Below are 20278 nucleotides of genomic sequence, written 5' to 3' on the forward strand. Positions count from 1 at the left end.
CCTAAGACGTAGTCCGATGGATATAGTAACCATGCGTACGACTATACTTATTGCTGAAACAGAAGATTCCAGAACTTATGATCTGTTAATCCGCATGGAAGCATAAGGCAACGAGCAAATCTCTTCTTAAGCTTACCTTAGGCTGCGTTGGCGGGGATCAAACTGAAATAACTCGTTATGATCCCTGGAGTGTGACATGAAGAACCTTCCGATCATTGGAAAATTCCTGACGGTGCTCGCCCTTTTCGGCGTCTTCGTGCTCGGGGTGGCGTTCTACGCCACAAACGAGCTCAAGAAGATCGACGCGGCCTACAGCAGCATCATCGACACTGACGCGGCAACGCCTCTCCTGGCGCGCGGTAATCGGGCGACAGAGGCCGCCCGCGCGAGCATCGGTGATCTGATGATCGCCACCAGCGACGAGACAAATCGCAAGGCGGAAGCCGAGATCGCCGCGTCGCGAACGAGTATTGTCGACTTCATGGATCAGGCCGCGAAGGCCGCTCCGTCCGAGGCCGCGGACATCGAGGCGCTGAAGGCGCAGAGTCTGGCGGTCATCGACAATGATTGTGCGGCGTCGATCCGACTGGGCAAGGCGGCGACATCGCCCGCGGACGTGCTGAAAACCCTGCCAACATATGAACAGCAGTGCGCACCCAAATTCGCGCCGCAGGCGGCCGCTATCGCGGCCAAGGTCGACGCCATGACCAAGGCCGCGAGCAAGGCCAGCGACGAACTGACAGCGACCACCCGTCGGGCGATCATGACGACCTACGGCGTGATCCTGGGCGGCCTCGTCCTGGTCGTGGGCGGCGCTTTCTTCGCCATCCGCGCCTGGGTCGCCCGCCCCTTGCAAGGCCTGAACGACACCATGCAAAGCCTGGCCAGGGGCGACCTCGGCGTTGCTGTCACCGGCGAAGATCGGCGCGACGAAGTCGGCGCGATGGCCAAGACCGTGCAGGTGTTCAAGGACGCGGCGATCGAGAAGCAGCGGCTGGAGGCCGAGGCGGCCGATCAGCGCCGTAGGACCGAAGAGGAGCGCGCCCGCAACGAGGCGGAGCGCGAAGCGGCGGCCAAGCAGCAGGCGATGGTGGTCGAGTCCCTCGCCACCGGCCTCTCGAAGCTGTCGGATGGCGATCTGATGTTCCGCCTGAACACCGCCTTCGCTGCCGAGTACGAGAAGCTCCGCAGCGATTTCAACGACGCCATGGAGAAGCTGGAAGAGACGATGCGGGTCGTCTCGGCCAACACCGGCGGCATCCGAGCGGGCGCCCAGGAGATTAGCCAGGCGTCCGACGACCTGTCGCGCCGCACCGAGCAACAGGCGGCCAGCCTCGAAGAGACCGCCGCGGCCCTGGACGAGATCACCGCCACGGTGCGCAAGACCGCCTCGGGCGCCAAGGATGCGAGCGAGGTCGTCACCGCCGCCAAGGCCGAGGCCGAGCACTCCGGCGTGATCGTGGCCCAGGCGGTCCAGGCCATGGGCGAGATCGAACAGTCCTCCGGCCAGATCAGCCAGATCATCGGGGTGATCGACGAGATCGCCTTCCAGACCAACCTGCTGGCCCTGAACGCGGGCGTCGAGGCGGCGCGCGCCGGCGACGCCGGAAAGGGTTTTGCGGTCGTCGCCTCCGAGGTGCGGGCGCTGGCCCAGCGTTCCGCGGAAGCGGCCAAGGAGATCAAGACCCTGATCTCGTCCTCGTCGCAGCAGGTCGGGCAGGGCGTCGCGCTGGTGGGCGACACGGGCCGGGCGCTGCAGTCGATCGTCACCCAGGTGGCCAGGATCGACACCCTGGTCCTGGATATCGCCGCCTCGGCCCAGGAGCAGGCCACGGGGCTTCAGCAGGTCAACACAGCGGTCAACCAGATGGACCAGGTGGTGCAGCAGAACGCCGCGATGGTCGAGGAGCAGACCGCCGCCACCCACGCGCTGAAGAGCGAGACCAGCGAGCTGTCGGCGCTGATCGCCCGCTTCAAGGTCGCCGCGGGCAAGGCGGTGAGCCGGTCCGCGCCGCGGCCCGCGGGGGCCGGCGACCGCGCCGCGCCGTCGCCGGCGCGGGCGATGGCCCGCAGGGTCGCCGCCGGCGTCGGCGCCGCGGCTGTCGACGACGACTGGGCGGAGTTCTGACGATGGGCCAAGCCGCCCATCACCGATCCGCCCGCGAACTGATCATCGGCTTCATCCCCAACGTGTGAGACCTGTCCATGAGCAATCCACATCCCTCGGCGGCCGACGCCCTGCAGCTGCGTCTGGCGGCTCTCGAAGTCGATCTGCGCAGCACCGTGGCGATCAGCGAGGCCTTGCTGCAAGGCTTGACCGCGACATCGCCGCAGACCCATCACGCCATCGACACGGCCCTGGACGAGGCCTTGAAGGCCCTTTCCCGGGAAGGTCGCCGCAACTCGGCGGCGGTCCATGCAATCGTCAGCGAGACCAGATCGAGGCTCCGCGCCGAGACCGGACTCCAGGACCGCATGGCGGGCGATCTCGAGCGGCTGATCGTCGGCACGGCCTCGGCGCTGCCGGAAGGCGCGGTGGTGATCGACGGCGATTTCGGCCGCCGCAGACCTCGGCGCCGAAGAGGCGACTGACAGCCGCCGTTCGTCCCAGGCGAGACTTGGCCGCACTGAGGGTGTTACGGCGTCAAGAGAAGCGGCCTCCCTGCGGCCTCAGTTCAGCGTCGCGAGCGCGCTGATCGACGGGCCCTGGTTGATGCTGGTGCTGAGCGGGGCGCACCAGTCGAAGGGGTGACCGTTGCGCGGCGCGGCCAGGCCGCGTTGCAGCAGGGTCAGGCCGAGGTCCAGGCCGTCGACGCTGACGTGCGCCCAGGCGCGATTGTACTCGTCGACGCCGCCAGTGGGCGTCACGGTGACGTCCTGCGCTCCGGTGACAAGGGCGCGGACGGACTCCCGCGCCTCATGCGCCGCCACCGCCTCCGCCCAACAGGCGGCGTGCGGTACGGCCTGGGGACCGGCGGCGTTGGCCAGGCGCACGTGGCGGCCGTCGACCACCAGGGCGTCGGACTCCACCACCAGCACCTGCGGCAGTGGACGGCTGGGCGCGTCGGCGAACAGTTGCCGGTGGTGGGGCGAACAGGCCGACAGCAGCATCACCACCGCGGCCGCCGCCAGCCAGAGGCGGACGGCAAGAGGTTCCCGGCGCTCCGGGCTGGGGGAGGCGGAGCGCCGGAACGGCGTCGGAGCGGAGGAGGGCTCCGAGGCCGATGGGGTCGGTTGCGCAGCGCGGCGGCGGGCGGTCACGATCCGGCCTCCGCAGCTCCCGGCGCCTTGTTGGCCGAGGGTTGGGTCGCCACGCCTTGCGCGACCCGGGTGACGTCGCCGCCGAGCGCCTTGTAGATCGACACCACGTCGACGTTGGCCTCGGTCTGGGCCTGGGCGAGATCGTCCTCGGCGCCAAGTCGGGTGCGCTCGGCGTCCAGCACCCGCAGGAAGTCGATGTGGCCCTCCTGGTAGCGGATGTGGGCGAGGTCGGCGGCGCGGCGCGAGGCCTCCACCTGCTGGCTGAGGCTGACCACCTGCACCTGGCGTTCGCGATAGGAGACCAGGGCGTTTTGCAGGTCCTCGACGGCGCGCAGGACGGTCTGGTCGTATTGCGCCAGGCTCTCGTCGCCGCGGGCCTGTTGCGCCCGCAGGCGGGCGTGGGCGCCGCCGATGTCGAGGCCGGGCCAGGTGAGCGTCGGGCTGACCGCCCAGGCGCGGCTACCGCCCTTGAACAGGCTGGAGACGTCGCCGGAGAGGAAGCCCACGAAGCCGGTGACGCTGACCCGCGGGAAGAGGTCGGCGGTGGCGACGCCCGTGCGCGCGGTCTCCGCCGCCAGCCGCCGCTCGGCCGCCTGCACGTCGGGGCGCCGGCGCAGGAAGTCGGTGGCGTCGCCGATCGGGATGGCGGTCGGGCCGGCTGTCTGGGTGGCCGGGGTCGCGGGCGCGGCGAGTTCGGCGTCCAGGACGCCGGGGCGCTGGCCGATCAGCACGGCCAGGCGATGGGCGGCCTGAGCCTCGGCGGTGCGTAGCGCCGGGATCTGCGCCTCGGTGGCGTTGAGGCGGGCCCGGGCGCTTTCCACGTCCACTGGGTCGCCGGGGCCGACCTGATAGCGCACCTCGGTCAGGCGCAGGGTGTCGCGCTGGGTGCGGGCATTCTCTTCGGCCACGGCGCGGCGGGTCTGGGCGCCGCGCAGCTCCAGATAGTTCCGCGCCACCTCGGCGGCGACGGTGACCTGGGCGAAGCTTAAGTCCGCGCGGGCGGCCTGGGCGTCGGCGCGGGCGGATTCCACCTGGTGCCGGACCCGGCCGAAGAGGTCGATCTCCCAGGCGGCGTCGAAGCCGATGTCGGCCTGTTTGATGTCGACACGGCTTTTGGAGAAGCCCGGCGCCTGTTCCTTGCTGCGGGTGTAGGTCGCGTCGGTGGTGACGCGCGGGAGGTAGTCCAGCTCGGCGTCGCGGAACAGGGCGCGGGCTTCCTTCACCCGGTCGACCGCGATGCGGACGTCGAGATTGGAGGCGAGCGCCCGGTCGACCAGGCTGTCCAGCTCCGGGTCGCCGAACGCCCGCCACCAGCCGGCCGGCGGGGGCTGCGCGGCGGCGGTGAGGTGTGGGTCGAGGGTGGTCAGCGCCACCGGCGCCGGGGTGGTCGGATGATAGTGCGGACCGACGGCGCAGGCGGCCAGGATTAGGGCCGACGCCGACAGGGTGAGGGTTCGTAGGATGTTCATGGCTCGACTCAGACTTTCGATGTCGATGCGGCAGGAATGGCTTCAGCCTGCGCGGCCGCCGCGCGGCGGCGAGCCTTGCCGAAGTCGCCGTGCGCCCCGGTCAGCCGGCGGATGGTCCAATAGAAGACCGGAGTGAAGACCAGGCCGAACAGCGTCACGCCCAGCATCCCGGAGAACACCGCCACTCCCATGGCGCGGCGCATCTCCGAGCCGGCGCCCGTCGCCACGGCCAGGGGGAAGACCCCCATGATGAAGGCTAGCGAGGTCATCAGGATCGGACGCAGGCGCAGGCGGCAGGCGTCGAGGATCGCCTGCATCAGGCTCTCGCCCTCATGCTCCCGTTCGCGGGCGAACTCGACGATCAGGATGGCGTTCTTGCACGCCAGCCCCACCAGCACGATCAGCCCGATCTGGGTGAAGACGTTGTTGTCGCCATGGGTCAGCCAGACGCCGGTGAGCGCGCAGAGCAGGCACATCGGCACGATCAGGATGACCACCAGCGGCAGGCTCCAGCTCTCGTACTGCGCGACCAGCACCAGGAAGGCCAGCAGCACGCAGATCGGGAAGACCAGGACCGCGGTGTTGCCCGCCAGGATCTGCTGGTAGGTCAGCTCGGTCCATTCGAAGCCCATGCCGGCCGGCAGTTCTCGCGCTGCGATGGTCTCCAGCGCCTTCTGCGCCTCGCCGGTCGAGTGGCCGGGCGAGGGGCCGCCGTTGACCTCGGCGGTGAGCAGGCCGTTGTAGTGCGCGGTGCGTTCCGGCCCGGTGGTCTCATGGGTGGTGACGAAGGCGCCCAGCGGGATCATCTGGCCCGCGCCGTTGCGGGTCTGCAGGCGCAGCAGGTCCTCGGGCTGCAGCCGGAAGCGCTGGTCCGCCTGGACGGTCACCGGATAGGTGCGGCCGAAGCGGTTGAAGTCGTTGACGTAGAGCGAGCCCAGATAGACCTGCATGGTCTCGAAGAGGTCGGTCAGGGAGACCCCCTGGGCGCGGGCCTTCTCGCGGTCCACGTCGGCGCGGATCTTCGGCACGCCGATCTGGTAGCCGGAGAAGACCCCGGCCAGCGCCGGGTCCTTCGACGCGGCCGCCACGATCCGCTGCGTCGCCTGATAGAGGGCGTCGGAGCCGAGGCCCGCGCGGTCCTCGATCTGCATCCGGAAGCCGCCGATGGTGCCGAGGCCCTGGATGGGCGGCGGCGGGAAGACGGCGATGGTGGCGTCGGGAATGGCGGCGAACTTCTGGTTCAGCTCCGCGGCGAGCGCCTCGACGGATTGGCCTTTGCCCTTGCGCTTGTCGAAGCCCTCCATCGGCATGAAGAGGGCGCCGGAGTTCGGGCTGTTGACCAGGCCGTTCACCGACAGGCCGGGGAAGCCCACGGCGTGGGTGATGCCCGGCGTCTTCAGCGCGATGGCGCTCATCTTGCGGATCACCGCGTCGGTGCGGTCGATGGACGCCGCGTCGGGCAGCTGGGCGATGCCCACCAGGTAGAGCTTGTCCTGCTGCGGCACGAAGCCGCCGGGGGTCTTGGCGAAGGAGAAGACCGTCAGGCCGATCAGCAGGCCGTAGAGCACCAAGGCGATGGAGCTGCGCCCCACCATCCGGCTGACGCCGCCGACGTAGGAGTGCGACATGGCCGAGAAGGCGCGGTTGAAGGGCTTGAAGAGCCAGGCGAACGAGCGGTCGATCAACTGCTCGAAGCGGTCCTTCGGCGCATTGTGGGCGCGCAGCAGCACTGCGGCGAGCGCCGGCGACAGCGTCAGGGAATTGAACGCCGAGATCACGGTGGAGATGGCGATGGTCAGCGCGAACTGCCGGTAGAACTGACCGGTCAGGCCGGTGATGAAGGCGGTGGGGATGAAGACCGCGCACAGCACCAGCGCCGTCGACACGATCGGCCCGGTGACCTCGCGCATCGCCTTGCGGGTGGCGTCGACGGGCGAGAGGCCGAGCGCGATGTTCCGCTCGACGTTCTCGACGACCACGATGGCGTCGTCGACCACGATGCCGATGGCCAGCACCAGGCCGAACAGGGTCAGCGCATTGAGGCCGAAGCCCAGGGCTAGCAGGACCGCCAGGGTCCCCACCAGGCTGACCGGCACGGCCGCCAGCGGGATGATCGAGGCGCGCCACTTCTGCAGGAAGAGGATCACCACCAGCACGACGAGGATCAGGGCCTCGAAGAGGGTGTGCACCACCGCGTTGATGGACTCGTGCACGAAGCCGGTGGTGTCGTAGACGATGTGATAGTGGATCCCCTGCGGGAAATCCTTGGCCACGCTGTCCATCGTCTTCTTGACGTCGTCGGCCATCTTCAGCGCGTTGGTGCCGGGACGCTGGAAGACCGGCAGGGCGATGGCCGGCTTGTTGTCGAGCAGGGCGCGCAGGGCGTAGCTGTCGGAGCCGAGCTCGATGCGGGCCACGTCGCGCAGGTGGCTGATCTCGCCGTTGGGCCCGGCGCGGATGATGATGTCGCCGAACTGCTGTTCTGTCTCGAGGCGGCCCTGGGTGTTCACCGAGATCTGGAAATCGGCCTGGCCGGGCGCCGGCGGCGCGCCCACCTGGCCGGCGGCGACCTGGACGTTCTGTTCGCGCAGCGCGGCGACCACGTCGCCGGGGGTCATGCTGCGCGAGGCGAGCTTTTCCGGGTCCAGCCAGATGCGCATGGAGTAGGGCCCCTGGCCGAACATCTGCACGTCGCCCACGCCATAGCCGCGGGTCAGCGGGTCCTTGATGTGCAGCTGGGCGTAGCTTGCCAGGTAGCTGGTGTCGTAGCGGGCGTCGTCGGAGGTGAGGTTCACCACCTCGACCAGGGTCGGGGAGGCCTTGGTGGTGGTGACGCCGATCCGCTGGACTTCCTGCGGCAGCTTGGAGAGCACCTGGGCGACGCGGTTCTGCACCAGCACCTGGTCCTTGTCCGGGTCGGTGCCGAGCGCGAAGGTCACCGTCAGCGCCATGGCGCCGTCGGGGGTCGACTGGGACGACTGGTAGAGCATCCCCTCGACGCCGTTGATCGACTGCTCCAGGGGCGCGGCGACCGTGTCGGCGATGACGCTGGTGTCGGCGCCGGCGAAGGCCGTGCGCACCACGACGGTCGGCGGCACCACCTCGGGGTACTCGCCGATCGGCAGGATCGGCAGGGCGATCAGGCCGGCCACGAAGATGATGATCGAGAGCACCACGGCGAAGCGCGGGCGGCTGACGAAGAAGTCGGAGAAGGTCATGGCAGGGCGCCGATCAGGGTGAGTTGAAGGCTCCGGACGCGCCGCTTAAGGCGCGTCCGGTCTGGAGGTGCGGCTTAGGTTCGGTCGATCAGCCGGTCGGTTGCAGGGCGGCGAGTTCGGCGGTGTTCATCGGCGTGGCGATCAGCTGCGGGTTGACCACATCGCCGGGCTTCACCTTCTGCAGGCCGCTGGTGACGATCTTCTCGCCCGGCTGCAGGCCGGCCAGGATCACGCGGTATTCGCCGACCGCGCGGCCGAGCGTCACCGGGCGGTACTGGACGTGATTGCCTGCGCCCAGGACCAGAACGTAGCGCTTGCCGAGGTCGGTCCCCAGCGCCTGCTCAGGCGCCAGCGCCACCGATTGCGCGTCGTGGCTGACCAGCCGCACCCGGGCGAAGAGGCCCGGGGTGAAGGCGCCGTCGGCGTTGTCGAACACCGCCCGGCCGCTGATCGTGCCGGAGTGGGTGTCCACCGCGTTGTCGAGGAAGTGCAGCTTGCCCTGGTGCGGGAAGCCCGGCTCGGTCATCAGGCCCATGTAGACCGGACCGCCGCCAGCGCGCTGGGCCTTGGCGTACTTCAGATAGGTCTGCTCGTCGGTGTTGAACGACGCATAGATCGGCCCGTCGGAGACCACGGTGGTCAGGAGGTCCGTAGGCGTCACCAGGTTGCCGCGGGTGATCACCGCCTTGGAGACCCGGCCCTCGATCGGCGACACCACGCGGGTGAAGCTGAGGTTCAGCTGGGCGGTGCGAAGGGCCGCCTCGGCGGCGCCGAGGTCGGCCTTGGCGGAGCGCGCGTCGGAGGTCAGGCGCTCGGCCTCCTCCTTGGCGATCGCCGATTGGTCGAGCAGGCGCTGGCCGCGGTCGGCGTCGGCGGCGGCCAGCTGGGCCTTGGCGCGGGCGCGCTCGGTCTCGGCGTCCAGCCGGTCGACCTCAGCCACGAACGGGCGCGGATCGATCTGGAAGAGCAGTTGGCCCTTGTGCACCCGGGCGCCGTCGTCGAAGGCCACAGCGGTGATCTCGCCGGCCACGCGGGGCCGGAGCGCAACGCTGTCGACGGCTTCCAGCCGGCCCGTGAAGTCATCCCATTGCGGCAAGGTCCGGAACGCCACAGCCGCGACATTGACGGTGGGCGGCGGCTGCACGGGCGCTGCGGTCTGGGCCGCCGCGCCGCAGCCTGCGAGGATCAGGGCGGCCAGGGAGACCGCGCTCTTGGAGAGGAGATGGGACATGGGACGCTCCACAACGAAGGGGCGTCCGTGGTCCGGCGGCCCCAATATTCATACCGTTCAGTATGGAATATGGGGTCGTGTTGCAGTGCGTCAAGGACGTTCCATACCTTTCGGTACAGAAAAACTCCAGGCCCTGATGGAGACCCTTAACGGCCGGGCCAAAGCTCCAGGGTGGTGTCGACGATCCGACGCAGCTCTTCCGGAGCCACCCCGCTCCCAGCCTGGATGCACAGGCCCTGGCCTACCGCGGTGAGATAGCGGACCAGGCCCTCCGGATCGATATGTTCGGGGAAATCGCCGTCGGCCTTCGCCTGTTCGAAGCGCCGCAGCAGGGCGGCGTGCGAAGACGCCTGGCGCGCCGTCACTTCGGCCTTGATGGACTGGGCTTCGGATCCGCAGGGTCCGGAGCTGATGACCCCCAGGCACCCCTTGGGGTCGGAGCCGAGCTGGAGGTCGAGCGCGCCCCCCAGCATCCGTTCGGCGACGCCGCGCGCAGTGGGCGCCTCGAGCGCGGCGCCCACATAGGCCAGCTTGTCGCGCTCGTAGAGGTCCAGCGCCTTGCGGAACAGCGACTCCTTGTTGCCGAAGGCGGCATAGAGGCTGGGCCGGGTGATGCCCATGGCCTCGGTCAGGTCGGTGAGGGACGCGCCCTCATAGCCCTTGGTCCAGAACACGCGCAGCGCCGCGGCCAGCGCGTTGTCGACGCAGAACTCGCGGGGCCGCCCGCGGTGGGCTGTGAGGATTTCCGTTTCCATACTGATCGATATGTAAGTAGACGCACGTGCTTCGTCCAGCCCCCGGGACGCGGCGCGGCTATCACGTCCTCAAGAGAATCTGCGTTGTAATTCCTACTGAACAAGTAGGTGATGAAGCGGATCACAGGGCGCGAGGATGGCTATGGGAACTCTCTCACACCTAAAACCGCCGCAGCGTCGCGCCGAGACGCCGCCACTCGGACAGATCCTTCACGCCGCGCGGGCCCGGCCGAGGTGGGCCGGGACGCCGATCCCACGCGATACGCTGGAGCAGCTGCATGCGCTGCTGAGCGTCGGGCCCAGCATGGTCGACGCCTCGCCGACCCAGGTGCTGTTCCTGACCAGCCGCGAGGCCAAGGCGCGGCTCGCGCCCTATCTCGGCCGGGGCGCGGGCGCTAAGACGCCGGCTTTTGGCATCGTCGGCTATGACGTCGACTTCGCCGAACAGCTGGTCGATTTCCTGCCGCACGTCGCCGGCGCCCCGTCCTGCTTCGACCGCCCCGAGGTCGTGCGGCAGACGGCGATCCGCAACGGGACGCTGCAGGGCGCCTATCTGATCGTCGCCGCCCGGACCCTCGGCCTGGAGGCCTCGCCGCTCACCGACTTCGATCCGCAGGCGGTTTCGTCCGAATTCTTCCGCGGCGGGCGCGTCCGGGCGACCTTCGTGTGCGGCCTCGGATTTCCGAAGCCGTCCGACTGACCGGCCCGCGCCCTACTTGTGGACGAAGTGCTCCTGGTAGGCGTGGGACTTGCCGTCGGGGTTCTTGCCGATGCCGCGGCGCACGGCGGTCTTGCCGTCCTTGCTGAAGGTCCAGAACTCGCCGGCGATGACGTCGCCGTCCTTCATCTTCAGGATCTGCAGGTTATCCGGATCGGTCTGCGTCACAGACACCTGGTTGAAGCGCTCCTGGTTCGGGAACGGCGACACCTTGCCGTCCAGCGTCGTCTCGTGGTCGCTGATGTAGGGCTTGGCCGCGTTGGTGGTGTTCGCCGAATGATAGACGAGGTGGTTGTCGCCGAACTTGAAGTTGATGGTCAGCTTGAAGCCCTCGGGGATGGTGCTGCCCGGCGCCTTGGAGACGACGGCCGTCCAGTCGCCATCGTGCGGGCTGGCGGCGAGGGCCGGGGCGGCGGCGAGGATGCAGGCGGCAGCGAGGCCGATAAGCGCGGTGCGGCGGATCATCTTTATCTCCTTTAGAGGGCCGTGCGGCCTTCGAGGTGTTGTTCGACCTGCGCGCGGGTGAACCAGAGCGTGCGCAGGGTCTTGTCGGACAGGTGTTTCAGCTGGTCGGCGCGGTGCGGCGAGCCCGGCTGGCTGGCGTTGCCGTAGCTCATCAGCCCCTTGGCCTTGATCGGCGTGGAGAACTCCACCAGCGACACCCAGGTCTCGCCGTGCACCGGGATGCGCTTGCCGTCCTTGAGCGGACCCCAGGTGATGGTGCGGAAGATGCCGGTGTTGCCGAAGCCGCCGTTGCCGGGCAGGTCGACCTTGTCGATGGCGAAGCGCGAGACCTCGCCGAACGGCCGGTCGATGGCGCCGTACTTCTGCTTCATCTCGACGATGGCGGCCTTCAGCATCGCCACCGCCTTGGCCGGATCGGCGACGCCCTTGGGCGTGCCGATGGGATCGGCGGCCAGCCACTTCACCTTGTAGTTGGCGAGGCTGGTGAAGTTGTTGGGCGAGAAGAGGTTGGCCCAGGTCTCGAACAGCAGGGCGGCCTTGCTGTCGGCGACGGTCTCGCGGTCCCAGGCCTTGAGCAGGTTCACCGCCGCCTGGACCTCCGGATCGGGGTCCCCTTGCGCGGCCGCCACCAGATCCGGCAGGACGCGGTCGGCCATCAGGGTGTGCGTCGACAGCTTGTGGGCGACGAAGTCGTCGTAGCTCAGCTTCTTATAGTCGGCGAGCAGGTGCGCCGACTGCTGCGAGCGCAGGGATTCCGGCCCGGGCGGCGCGACGTAGGGCGGATAGGTCTCGTAGTGGATGACCTGCGGATAGGTGGCGACCCAGGGCGGATCGTTGGTGTTCTGGATCCAGCCGGTGGGCGGATCGATGACCTTAGGCAGGTCCTCGTAGCTGTGGACCTCGGTCCAGAGCGTCTCGGAGGTGTCGCCCGGCACGTCGCCGCGCCAGAACGCCAGGTCGCCCTTGGGATGCTTCGGCAGGATGCCATTGTCCATGTACTGGATGTGGCCGGCCTTGTCGGCGTAGACGATGTTGAAGGTCGGCACCTGCAGCCGCCTCAGGGTCGCCTCGAACTCCGCGAAGGACTTCGACATCCCCATGTCCCAGTACTGCTTGAGGCCGTCGGGCCGGTCGAGGCCGGCGACGCGCAGGGCCAGCGTCTTTCCGTCGGCGCGGGTGAAGACCGGGCCGTGCACCGACTCGCGGATTTCCAGGCTCTCGGTCTTCAGGGAGCCGTCGGGCTGTCTGATCTTGAAGCTGGTGGTCCGGGTCTTGAACGGCAGCACCTTGCCGTCGAACAGATAGCCGCCGCCCGAGAGCTTCAGCTCGTAGTTGGTGGCGCCCAGCATGGAGTTGACGGTGTTGGTGAAGCCCATGTGGTCGTTGAAGCAGAAGCGCAGCACCGGCAGGCCCACCTGGGTCGCGCCGTACATCTTGATGCCTGGCCCGTTCAGGTCGGCCTCGAAATAGGTGAAGTAGCTGGTCGGCCAGGGCAGGTGCGGATTGGCCAGCAGCATGGTGTTCCCGCTGGCCGAGCGGGACGGCGCCACGGCCCAGGCGTTGGAGCCGTTGTTGCCGGCCCCGGGCACAGGGGCGCCCATGGTCCGCTCCATGGGGGCGACGTAGATGAAGTTCATCAGCCGGTGCGCGTGGGCCATGACGTCGACGCCGCTGACCGGCAGCACCACGGCGATCTTCGGATCGATCTTGCCCGGGTTGGCGGCGTTGTAGGCGTTGATCCCTTCGGCGAAGGCGTCGAGGTCCTTGCGGAACTGAGGCGTGGAGGCCTTGTACCAGGCGAGCGCGCGGGCCGGCACGTCGTTGGAGAGCATCCAGCGGTCGGAGGCCGCGAACTGCGGCCCCCAGTATTCCGCGGCGCGGCCGCGGGCCTCGCCGTACAGGTGGACGACGATGTCGCCGTGGTTCTGGGCCTGGGCGTAGCCGAAGCCGTGGAACACCGAGGCCTCGTCCTTGCCGTAGACGTGGGGCACGCCATAAGTGTCCCAGAGGATCTCGCCGCGGCCGTGGACGGTCTTGGCCTTGGTCTTGGCGGTCGTGGCGTCGGCCGCACCGGCCAGGACCGCGGGCAGGCCGCCGAGGCCTAAGAACAGCGAGGCGCCGAGGAAGGTCCGTTTACGCATTACGCTTGGCTCCCGGCCGGATCAGAAATTCCACTGGATGCGGCCGTAGTAGGAGCCGCCGGTGAACCCCATAGGCGAGGTGCCGGGATACTGTCCCGAACCCGTCGTCGCGTTGAAGATGCCGTTGGCGTCCGGATAGACGTTGAACAGGTTGTTGGCGCCCACGGCCAGCGTCACGTCGTGCGGCAGCTTGTAGGCCACCTCCAGGTCGGCGATCCACTTGGCCCCGAACGAGCGGTCCTGGGTCGGGTTGTCCTGCAGGATGGTGTAGGTCCCGAACCGCGTGTCGCGGGCGTTCACCGACCAGTTCCCCCAGGTCCAGTTCACCTCCAGGGCGATCTTGTCCTTCGGGAAGGCGGTGGTCAGATTGCTCTGGCTGGCCCGGTCGAAGAGCACGAAGGTCGGGCCCAGCGCGCTCAGTTCCGGCGGGTTGGGGATGATGCCGGTGATCTTGGTCTTGTTGTAGTTGTAGCCGAGGCTGGTGCGCAGCGCGCCCCAATCGCCGAGGTCGTGGCGCCAGGTGGCCACCAGGTCGACGCCGTTGGTCTCGGTGTTGATGGCGTTGGTGTAGTACTGGGCCGACAGGTCGCCCGACAGGCCATGGGCGATCAGGATGTTGCTGACCGCCGTGCCGGTGAGCGTGCTGGTGATGGCGATCCGCTTGTCGATGTCGATGCGGTAGGCGTCCAGCGTGATGGCCAGCGACGACACCGGGTCGAAGGTCAGGCCGACGCTGTAGTTGGTCGAGGTCTCCGGCTGCAGCGGCTTGGCGCCGAGGGCGATCGCCGAAGGCGAGCCCACAGGCAGGGTCTTGATCAGCAGCAGGTCCAGGACATTGTTCACCAGGCGGAACTGGCTGGAGGAGGCTGCGTAGTGCTCCTGGGCCAGGCCCGGGGCGCGGAAGCCGGTGGACACCGCCCCGCGGATCGCCAGCCAGTCGGTCAGCTCGAAGCGGCCGTTGCCCTTGCCCACCAGGGTGTCGCCCGAGCCGTCGTCATAGTCCTCGTAGCGGGCCGCGACCCCCAGGTCCAAACGCTTGATAGGGGTCCAGTCCAGCTCGCCATAGGCGGCGTAGCTGCCGCGGTGGGAGTCCGAGGCGTCGCCGGGCTGGAAGCCGGGCGTCGCCTGGGCCTCGGTGGCGGGACGTTGGCCGGCGAACGGCTGGCCGGCCGGGATCACATAGAGGCCGGCGGCGTAGCTGGCGGGATCGCCGGGGTCGACCCGGTAGGTTTCGCGCCGGTACTGGGCGCCGAGCGAGACCTGCAGGTTACCGTCGTTGGCGAGCTTGTAGGCCTTGGTCAGGTCGAGCGAGGTGTCCCACTCGGTCGAGGTCAGCGCGCCGACGTAGAAGCTGGTGGGGCTCGTCGGCCCGAGGCTGGCGTTCAGGGTGTCCGAGGTGTTCTCGGTGGCGTGGTTCGAGCCGAAATCGGTCGAGAGGTCCCACGACCAGCCGCTCCGCTCGCCGCGGATGCCGATGGCGGCCTCATAGTCGATCTCGCGGATCACCAGGTCGGGCCGGAAGCCTTCGGGGTAGATCTGCGGCAGGGTGTTGACGTTGTTGGGCGCGCGGAAGGTGAAGGGCAGGTCGGTGAGGCGGCGGCCGAGCGTGCCGAAGGAATAGACCTCCGCCCCGCCCGACAGGTCGTAGTGTCCGTTCCAGCCGAAGTTCACACCCTCCTGCGGCAGGGCCCCGTAGTTGAGGGTGACCAGGCGGTTGACCGTCAGCTCGCGCGGATCAGGCAGGCCCGAGGGCACCAGCTTCGGATAGATCTGCACCGAGGGGTCCACCGGGATCGCCCGGTTGGAGAGGTCCTGCTCCTTGGTGGCGATCGACAGGTTCAGGTAGCCGTCCTGGCCGAACTTCATCCCGTAGTCGCCCTGCACCTGGATCAGGCGCCCGTCGTGGCGGTCGAAGTTCTCACCATAGCTGGAGGAGACGAAGCCGCCCTCGGTGTCCTTCAGGATGATGTTGATGACGCCGGCGATGGCGTCGGAGCCGTACTGGGCCGCGGCGCCATCGCGCAGCACCTCAATGCGGCCGATCGCCGAGGTCGGGATCATGTCCAGGTCGGCGGGAACCGAGCCGTTGTAGAGCGAGGAGACGGCGTTGATCAGCGCGGTCTTGTGACGGCGTTTGCCGTTCACCAGGATCAGCGTCTGGTCCGGATTGAGGCCGCGCAGGCCCCCGGTGGCGATCACGGTCGCGGTGCCGCCCCCGGCGCGCGCCGGCAGGTTGAACGACGGCACCAGGGTCGAGAGCGCCTGTAAGGCGCCGATGCGGCCGGTCTTCTCAAGCTCGCTGTTGCTGATGACGTCGACCGGCGTCGGGCTGTCGAGCACCGTGCGTGGCGCGCCGCGCACGCCGGTGACGATCAGTTCCTGCACGTCGCTGACCTTGGGCGCGGCGGCGGCTGTCGCGTCGCCGGTCGCGGCCGCGGGCGTGGCGGCCGCGGCGACCGACAGGGGCGCGGCGCCGGTGGCGGCGCTGGTCTTGATCAGGCCGCCGCTCTGGGCCGGGCCGGTGAGCGCGATCACCCCGTCCTGGATCATGGCGATCTTCAGCGGCGTGCCGGCGATGATCTTCTCCAGCGCCTGGCGGGTGGACATGCGTCCGCTCACCGCCTGCGAGCGCAAGCCGGCGACCTCGTCGAAGGGATAGAGCAGGCGCTCGCCCGACTGTTCCGACAGCGCCTTCAAGGCGCCCTGCACCGGCTGGGCGGCGATGTGGAAGTCTGTGGACTCCGCGGCGGCGGCCGGAAGGGCGGCGCTCGCCGCAGCGATGGCGATGGCGCTGGAAAGCATCTGATGGCGCCACGCGCCACGCCGGAAGTGGGTCGTCATGTCTGGGAAGCCCCCTGCACCAGAGTCGACATATGTCGTTCTGATGAACGGGCGGGGGCTCCGCGAACCGCTATCTTACGGTGGAAAATTTTGTCGGTGGGCGGATCAGGGCCTGGCGACCAGCAGCAGGCTGCCGTCCGACGCGGGCATGGCGCGGATCGGGAAACCGGTCTCCAGCGCCAGCAGGAACTTGTCGGCCTCGTCCACCTCGAAGCGGCCGCCGACCCGGATGTTGGCGAGCCGCGCGTCGCCCAGGATGATCGGCGCGCCGCGGTAGCGGTTGAACTCCTCGACGGCCTGGGCGAGCGTCTCGCCGTCCAACTCGATGACGCCCTCCCGCCAGGCGGTGCGCTGGCGCATCTCGGCCTCGTCGAGCTGGGTCGGCGCCACGGCGCCCGGCCGGATCACCGCCCCGCCGCCGGCGGCGATGTGCGGCGCGGCGCCGGAGCTGCGGATCGCCTGTCCGCCCGAGGTCACCGCCACGACGCCCTCCGTCACGGTCAGCTCGACCACCTCGTCGCGGATCCGCACATTGAAGGCCGTGCCGACCGCGCGGAGCTGGGCGGTCCCGGCATCGACCAGGAAGGGGCGGGCCTTGTTGTGGGCTACTTCGAACAGCGCCTCGCCGCGCACCAGGCGGATCTTCCGCGCCTTGGCCGTCATCGCCACCTCGATGGTCGAGCCGGTGTTCAGCTGCACGCGCGAGCCATCGCTCAGGACGACGGTGCGGCGCTCGCCGATCTGGGTGCGGTAGAGCTGGACGTCCTTCGCGTAGCGCCAGGCCGCGGTGGCCACCACGGCGGCGGTCGAGGCGGCCAGCAATCCACCCATCAACCCGCGCCGCGACAGCAGCAGCGCCAGCGCGTCGTCGCCGGCGCGGGGGAGCGCGCCGATCGCCGGTGGGTCGGCGCACAGCCGTTGCGACATCTCCCAGGCCGCCTCGGCGCGGGCGAAGGCCACGGCGTGATGTGGGTCGGCGGCAATCCAGTCGTAGACGGCCTGGCGCTCCGCGGCGCCCGGCTCGGCCTGCAGCCTAGCGACGCAGGCCGAGGCCTCGGCGTCGATCGCCTGCCGTTCCTCCGGAGTCGCGAGTCGTTCGCTCAAGTCCGCTTTCCTCGCGTTCGGCCAAGGCTCTGGCCAGAAGCATCACCGCCTTGGCGAGATGCTTCTCCACCGTAGAAACGGACAGAGCCATCTCAGCCGCTATCTCGCCCAAAGAAAGGTCGTGCACCCGCCGCAGCAGGAACACGCGCCGGCACTGGGGCGGCAGGGTGTCGACGAACGTCTGCAGCCAGCGCAGCTCGGCCCGCGCCGAGATCGCCGCTTCCGTCGTATTGTCGGCGGCGCGCAAATTATCCAGGTCGGCGACGAAGTCGAGCGACACGATTGTGTCGCGCCGCGCCGCGTCGATCAGCAGGTTCCGGGCGATCGCGAACAGATAGCCGCGCCCATGGGTGATGCGGTCGATGTCCGTGGCCGTGTAGGCGCGCGCCAGGCTCTCGGCCACCAGGTTCTCGACGTCGAAGCCCGGCGGGCACAGCCGGCGCAGCCGTGTTTTCAGCACGCCTTCCTGCGGCAGGATCACGGCCTTGAACCATTCCAGACGCCTGACCAGCTCGTCCATCGCCGGATCCCCCCGTTCAGGGGTCTGGCCCCTGTTCTGGCCGTCGAGCGATCCACAGTTCAAACGGCTTGTCCAGCAACCGCACGACAATCCGGTGACGGTCCGCGGCGGATGGTGGATTTTTGTCCGCTGATCGTTTTTTGAGTAGGCGACAGGCGGGGGACGCGGGTTTGCAGTTGAGCGTTGGGGATGTTCGCGGCGACGTCGCGCCCGGCCGCGGCCAGCGGCTGAGGTCGATCATCGGCGGGTCCGCCGGCAACCTCGTCGAGTGGTACGACTGGTACGTCTACTCGGCCTTCACCCTCTATTTCGCGCCGGTCTTCTTCCCGTCCGACGACCCGACGGCCCAGCTGCTGAGCGCGGCGGCGGTGTTCGCGGTGGGCTTCATCATGCGCCCGATCGGCGCCTGGATCATGGGCGTCTATGCCGACCGGCGAGGCCGTAAAGCCGGGTTGGTGGTCTCGGTGACGCTGATGTGCGCCGGCTCGCTGTTGATCGCCGTGACGCCGGGTTACAGCCGCATCGGCGTCGCCGCGCCGGCCCTGCTGGTGGTCGCGCGGCTGATGCAGGGGCTGTCGGTGGGCGGCGAATACGGCGCCTCGGCGACTTACCTCTCCGAGATGGCGGGCCGCCGCCACCGCGGGTTCTATTCCAGCTTCCAGTACGTCACCCTGATCAGCGGCCAGCTGATCGCGCTCAGCGTGCTGCTGCTCCTGCAGGGCGTCCTGCCGGTCAAGGACCTGGAGGCCTGGGGCTGGCGTATTCCCTTCGCCATCGGCGGGGTGCTGGCGATCGCGGTCTTCTACCTGCGCCGCGGCCTGACGGAGACCGCCAGTTTCAAGGTCGCCCAGAAGAAAGGCGGGCCGGCGTCCAGCGGCTGGCTGCTGCTGCGCGAACACCCGCGGGAGGCCGCGACGGTGGCGGCGATGACCGCCGGCGGCACGCTCGCCTTCTATGCCTACTCGACCTACATGCAGAAGTTCCTGGTCAACACCTCCGGCTTCAGCCGCGAGTCGGCCACCGAGATCACCACCGCGGCGCTCCTGGTCTACATGCTGGCGCAGCCGGTGGCCGGGGCGCTGTCCGACCGGGTCGGGCGCAAGCCCCTGCTGGTGGGCTTCGGGATTGGCGGCGTCGCGCTCACCTGGGTGATCTTCAAATCGCTGGAGACCGTGTCGAGCAGCTTCCTGGCCTTCCTGCTGGTGCTGGGTGGCCTGCTGATCGTCACCGGCTACACGGCGATCAACGCGGTGGTCAAAGCCGAGCTGTTCCCGGCCCATATCCGCGCGCTGGGCGTCTCGCTGCCCTACGCCATCGCCAACGCCCTGTTCGGCGGGACGGCGGAATATGTCGCGTTGTGGTTCAAGAGCCGCGGCTTGGAGAGCGGCTTCTATATCTATGTGACAGTGATGATCGGCGTCTCGCTGGCCGTCTACCTGCGCATGCCGGAGACCCGCGACCGGAGCCGGATCCAGGAGGACTGACGCCGGCGCGCCGGCGGCTAACCGGCGGACGTCTCTGGCGAATTGTCGGGAAAAGACCCCCTGCCGCCTGGGCGGGAGGAAGAATGGTCGGAGTGGCAGGATTTGAACCTGCGACCCCCGCGTCCCGAACGCGGTGCTCTACCAGACTGAGCCACACTCCGATTTGGAGGGCGCCTTATAGAGGAGGGGTTGGAGCCCCGCAAGGCGGCGAAAGGCTGGCTTTGCCTGGGGTTCGCCAGGCGTTGCATCGCAGGGTCTCCTGCGCTATCTCGACGCCTCCGCGAGGCGACCCCTCGCGGCCATTCCTGCTGGGGAATGGTGTAATGGTAACACAGCGGTTTTTGGTACCGTCGTTCTAGGTTCGAGTCCTAGTTCCCCAGCCAAATGCTTTCAGAGACCTAGCGGCTCACCGCCGCGGGTCGTCAGGCGCACCTACAGCTTCCCCGACTTGATCAGACCGGCCAGCGCGTCGTTCACCCGCGTCTGCCACCCGGAGCCGGAGCCTCGCAGGTGGTCGAGCACCTCAGGGTCCAGGCGCAGGCTCACGCCCGCCTTGGGCCTATCCTTCCGCGGACGCCCGCCGCGGTTGACCTGGGTGTTCGGGAAGGCCGCAAGCTCTGCGGCCGATAGGCCCTCGGGTCCAACGGCGCGCGCGAAGTCGGCCGCGGTCCATTCGGGGTTGTCGTTGTCGTCGAGATCGACGGGCTGCTTGCGTCCTGCAGGGGACATGGGCGGCGCTCCTCTTCGGTTACAAGGGCTCTGGCGAAGCCCAGGGCAGTCGTTACACGTGGCGCCGCATCTCCTTGACGTGAGCCCGGCGCGGGCTGATGGCGCGGACGTTGCCGTCGCGCAGGGTATAGGCGAGGCAGTAGGCCGCGCCATCGATCAGGCCGTACGCCCGGAAGCGCGGCTCGACGAAGCGATCATCCTGCACCCGAGCCAAAACGACGAGTTCGGCGGCGCGGGCAAGCGAGACGCTGTGCTTGAGGAGGTTCGCCTTATCTTTGTCGCTGTCGAACTCGATGACCACGGTGTATTTGTATATACAAAAACATAACGTGGCAAATGATT

16 protein-coding genes and 2 tRNA genes are annotated in these 20278 nt (G+C 68.6%); 5 read left to right on the plus strand and 13 right to left on the minus strand.

Annotation, left to right across the window (positions count from 1 at the left end; translation table 11 throughout):
- Positions 1-196 precede the first annotated feature (196 nt).
- Both VHS75_RS21205 and VHS75_RS21210 read left to right on the plus strand, forming a co-directional pair.
- On the plus strand, positions 197-2128 hold the full coding sequence (locus VHS75_RS21205) for a HAMP domain-containing methyl-accepting chemotaxis protein (RefSeq protein WP_329640616.1): 1932 nt from the start codon (positions 197-199) through the stop codon (positions 2126-2128).
- A gap of 77 nt (positions 2129-2205) precedes the next feature.
- A complete protein-coding gene (locus VHS75_RS21210) occupies positions 2206-2592 on the plus strand; it encodes a hypothetical protein (protein WP_329640617.1) in 387 nt (128 codons plus the stop codon).
- 78 nt (positions 2593-2670) lie between these two features.
- On the opposite strand, the gene VHS75_RS21215 is transcribed toward VHS75_RS21210, so the two are convergent.
- The 5 genes from VHS75_RS21215 to VHS75_RS21235 form a co-directional block, all read right to left on the minus strand.
- Positions 2671-3261, minus strand: a complete 591-nt coding sequence (locus tag VHS75_RS21215) for a nuclease (RefSeq protein WP_329640618.1) — start codon at positions 3259-3261, stop codon at positions 2671-2673.
- A complete protein-coding gene (locus tag VHS75_RS21220) occupies positions 3258-4730 on the minus strand; it encodes an efflux transporter outer membrane subunit (protein ID WP_329640619.1) in 1473 nt (490 codons plus the stop codon). Before VHS75_RS21220 ends, VHS75_RS21215 begins: the two co-directional genes overlap by 4 nt.
- Before the next feature lie 8 nt (positions 4731-4738).
- Entirely contained in the window at positions 4739-7948 is a 3210-nt protein-coding gene (locus tag VHS75_RS21225) for a multidrug efflux RND transporter permease subunit (RefSeq protein ID WP_329640620.1), read from the minus strand.
- Between the two features lie 88 nt (positions 7949-8036).
- Positions 8037-9179: an efflux RND transporter periplasmic adaptor subunit gene (locus tag VHS75_RS21230; protein WP_329640621.1), complete on the minus strand. Its 1143-nt coding sequence runs from the start codon at positions 9177-9179 to the stop codon at positions 8037-8039.
- 146 nt (positions 9180-9325) lie between these two features.
- Positions 9326-9934: a TetR/AcrR family transcriptional regulator gene (locus VHS75_RS21235; RefSeq protein WP_329640622.1), complete on the minus strand. Its 609-nt coding sequence runs from the start codon at positions 9932-9934 to the stop codon at positions 9326-9328.
- A 142-nt stretch (positions 9935-10076) separates the two neighbouring features.
- Here VHS75_RS21235 and VHS75_RS21240 point away from each other — a divergent pair, with 142 nt between their 5' ends.
- Positions 10077-10634, plus strand: a complete 558-nt coding sequence (locus tag VHS75_RS21240) for a nitroreductase family protein (protein ID WP_329640623.1) — start codon at positions 10077-10079, stop codon at positions 10632-10634.
- A gap of 12 nt (positions 10635-10646) precedes the next feature.
- Here the strand turns inward: VHS75_RS21240 and VHS75_RS21245 are convergent, their stop codons facing one another.
- The 5 genes from VHS75_RS21245 to VHS75_RS21265 form a co-directional block, all read right to left on the minus strand.
- Positions 10647-11117 carry a hypothetical protein gene (locus tag VHS75_RS21245; RefSeq protein WP_329640624.1) on the minus strand — a complete coding sequence of 157 codons (471 nt, stop codon included), beginning with the start codon at positions 11115-11117 and terminating at the stop codon, positions 10647-10649.
- 11 nt (positions 11118-11128) lie between these two features.
- On the minus strand, positions 11129-13258 hold the full coding sequence (locus VHS75_RS21250) for an acylase (RefSeq protein ID WP_329640625.1): 2130 nt from the start codon (positions 13256-13258) through the stop codon (positions 11129-11131).
- Between the two features lie 21 nt (positions 13259-13279).
- Positions 13280-16099 carry a TonB-dependent receptor gene (locus VHS75_RS21255; protein WP_329640626.1) on the minus strand — a complete coding sequence of 940 codons (2820 nt, stop codon included), beginning with the start codon at positions 16097-16099 and terminating at the stop codon, positions 13280-13282.
- A 105-nt stretch (positions 16100-16204) separates the two neighbouring features.
- Positions 16205-17203: a FecR family protein gene (locus VHS75_RS21260; protein ID WP_329640627.1), complete on the minus strand. Its 999-nt coding sequence runs from the start codon at positions 17201-17203 to the stop codon at positions 16205-16207.
- On the minus strand, positions 17133-17723 hold the full coding sequence (locus tag VHS75_RS21265) for a sigma-70 family RNA polymerase sigma factor (protein ID WP_329640628.1): 591 nt from the start codon (positions 17721-17723) through the stop codon (positions 17133-17135). Before VHS75_RS21265 ends, VHS75_RS21260 begins: the two co-directional genes overlap by 71 nt.
- A gap of 176 nt (positions 17724-17899) precedes the next feature.
- Between VHS75_RS21265 and VHS75_RS21270 the strand changes: the two genes are divergently transcribed.
- Positions 17900-19207, plus strand: coding sequence for an MFS transporter (locus tag VHS75_RS21270; protein WP_329640629.1), 1308 nt, complete (start codon positions 17900-17902; stop codon positions 19205-19207).
- 84 nt (positions 19208-19291) lie between these two features.
- On the opposite strand, the gene VHS75_RS21275 is transcribed toward VHS75_RS21270, so the two are convergent.
- A tRNA-Pro gene (locus VHS75_RS21275) sits at positions 19292-19368 on the minus strand.
- Between the two features lie 148 nt (positions 19369-19516).
- On the opposite strand from VHS75_RS21275, the gene VHS75_RS21280 reads away from it, so the two are divergent.
- Positions 19517-19590, plus strand: a tRNA-Gln gene (locus VHS75_RS21280).
- A 49-nt stretch (positions 19591-19639) separates the two neighbouring features.
- Here VHS75_RS21280 and VHS75_RS21285 read toward each other — a convergent pair.
- Together VHS75_RS21285 and VHS75_RS21290 are read right to left on the minus strand one after the other, a co-directional pair.
- Positions 19640-19936 carry a BrnA antitoxin family protein gene (locus VHS75_RS21285; protein ID WP_329640630.1) on the minus strand — a complete coding sequence of 99 codons (297 nt, stop codon included), beginning with the start codon at positions 19934-19936 and terminating at the stop codon, positions 19640-19642.
- Between the two features lie 52 nt (positions 19937-19988).
- Positions 19989-20237, minus strand: coding sequence for a BrnT family toxin (locus VHS75_RS21290; RefSeq protein WP_329640631.1), 249 nt, complete (start codon positions 20235-20237; stop codon positions 19989-19991).
- Positions 20238-20278: the final 41 nt, after the last annotated feature.

Source organism: Phenylobacterium sp., from assembly GCF_036264965.1.
GTDB lineage: Bacteria > Pseudomonadota > Alphaproteobacteria > Caulobacterales > Caulobacteraceae > Phenylobacterium.

What these genes read in the sequence shown, in the direction of transcription:
- VHS75_RS21205 (WP_329640616.1), top strand. Translation starts at nt 197, where the DNA reads ATGAAGAACCTTCCGATCATTGGAAAATTCCTGACGGTGCTCGCCCTT.
- VHS75_RS21210 (WP_329640617.1), top strand. Translation starts at nt 2,206, where the DNA reads ATGAGCAATCCACATCCCTCGGCGGCCGACGCCCTGCAGCTGCGTCTG.
- VHS75_RS21220 (WP_329640619.1), bottom strand. Translation starts at nt 4,730, where the DNA reads ATGAACATCCTACGAACCCTCACCCTGTCGGCGTCGGCCCTAATCCTG.
- VHS75_RS21225 (WP_329640620.1), bottom strand. Translation starts at nt 7,948, where the DNA reads ATGACCTTCTCCGACTTCTTCGTCAGCCGCCCGCGCTTCGCCGTGGTG.
- VHS75_RS21230 (WP_329640621.1), bottom strand. Translation starts at nt 9,179, where the DNA reads ATGTCCCATCTCCTCTCCAAGAGCGCGGTCTCCCTGGCCGCCCTGATC.
- VHS75_RS21235 (WP_329640622.1), bottom strand. Translation starts at nt 9,934, where the DNA reads ATGGAAACGGAAATCCTCACAGCCCACCGCGGGCGGCCCCGCGAGTTC.
- VHS75_RS21240 (WP_329640623.1), top strand. Translation starts at nt 10,077, where the DNA reads ATGGGAACTCTCTCACACCTAAAACCGCCGCAGCGTCGCGCCGAGACG.
- VHS75_RS21245 (WP_329640624.1), bottom strand. Translation starts at nt 11,117, where the DNA reads ATGATCCGCCGCACCGCGCTTATCGGCCTCGCTGCCGCCTGCATCCTC.
- VHS75_RS21250 (WP_329640625.1), bottom strand. Translation starts at nt 13,258, where the DNA reads ATGCGTAAACGGACCTTCCTCGGCGCCTCGCTGTTCTTAGGCCTCGGC.
- VHS75_RS21255 (WP_329640626.1), bottom strand. Translation starts at nt 16,099, where the DNA reads ATGACGACCCACTTCCGGCGTGGCGCGTGGCGCCATCAGATGCTTTCC.
- VHS75_RS21265 (WP_329640628.1), bottom strand. Translation starts at nt 17,723, where the DNA reads ATGGACGAGCTGGTCAGGCGTCTGGAATGGTTCAAGGCCGTGATCCTG.
- VHS75_RS21285 (WP_329640630.1), bottom strand. Translation starts at nt 19,936, where the DNA reads ATGTCCCCTGCAGGACGCAAGCAGCCCGTCGATCTCGACGACAACGAC.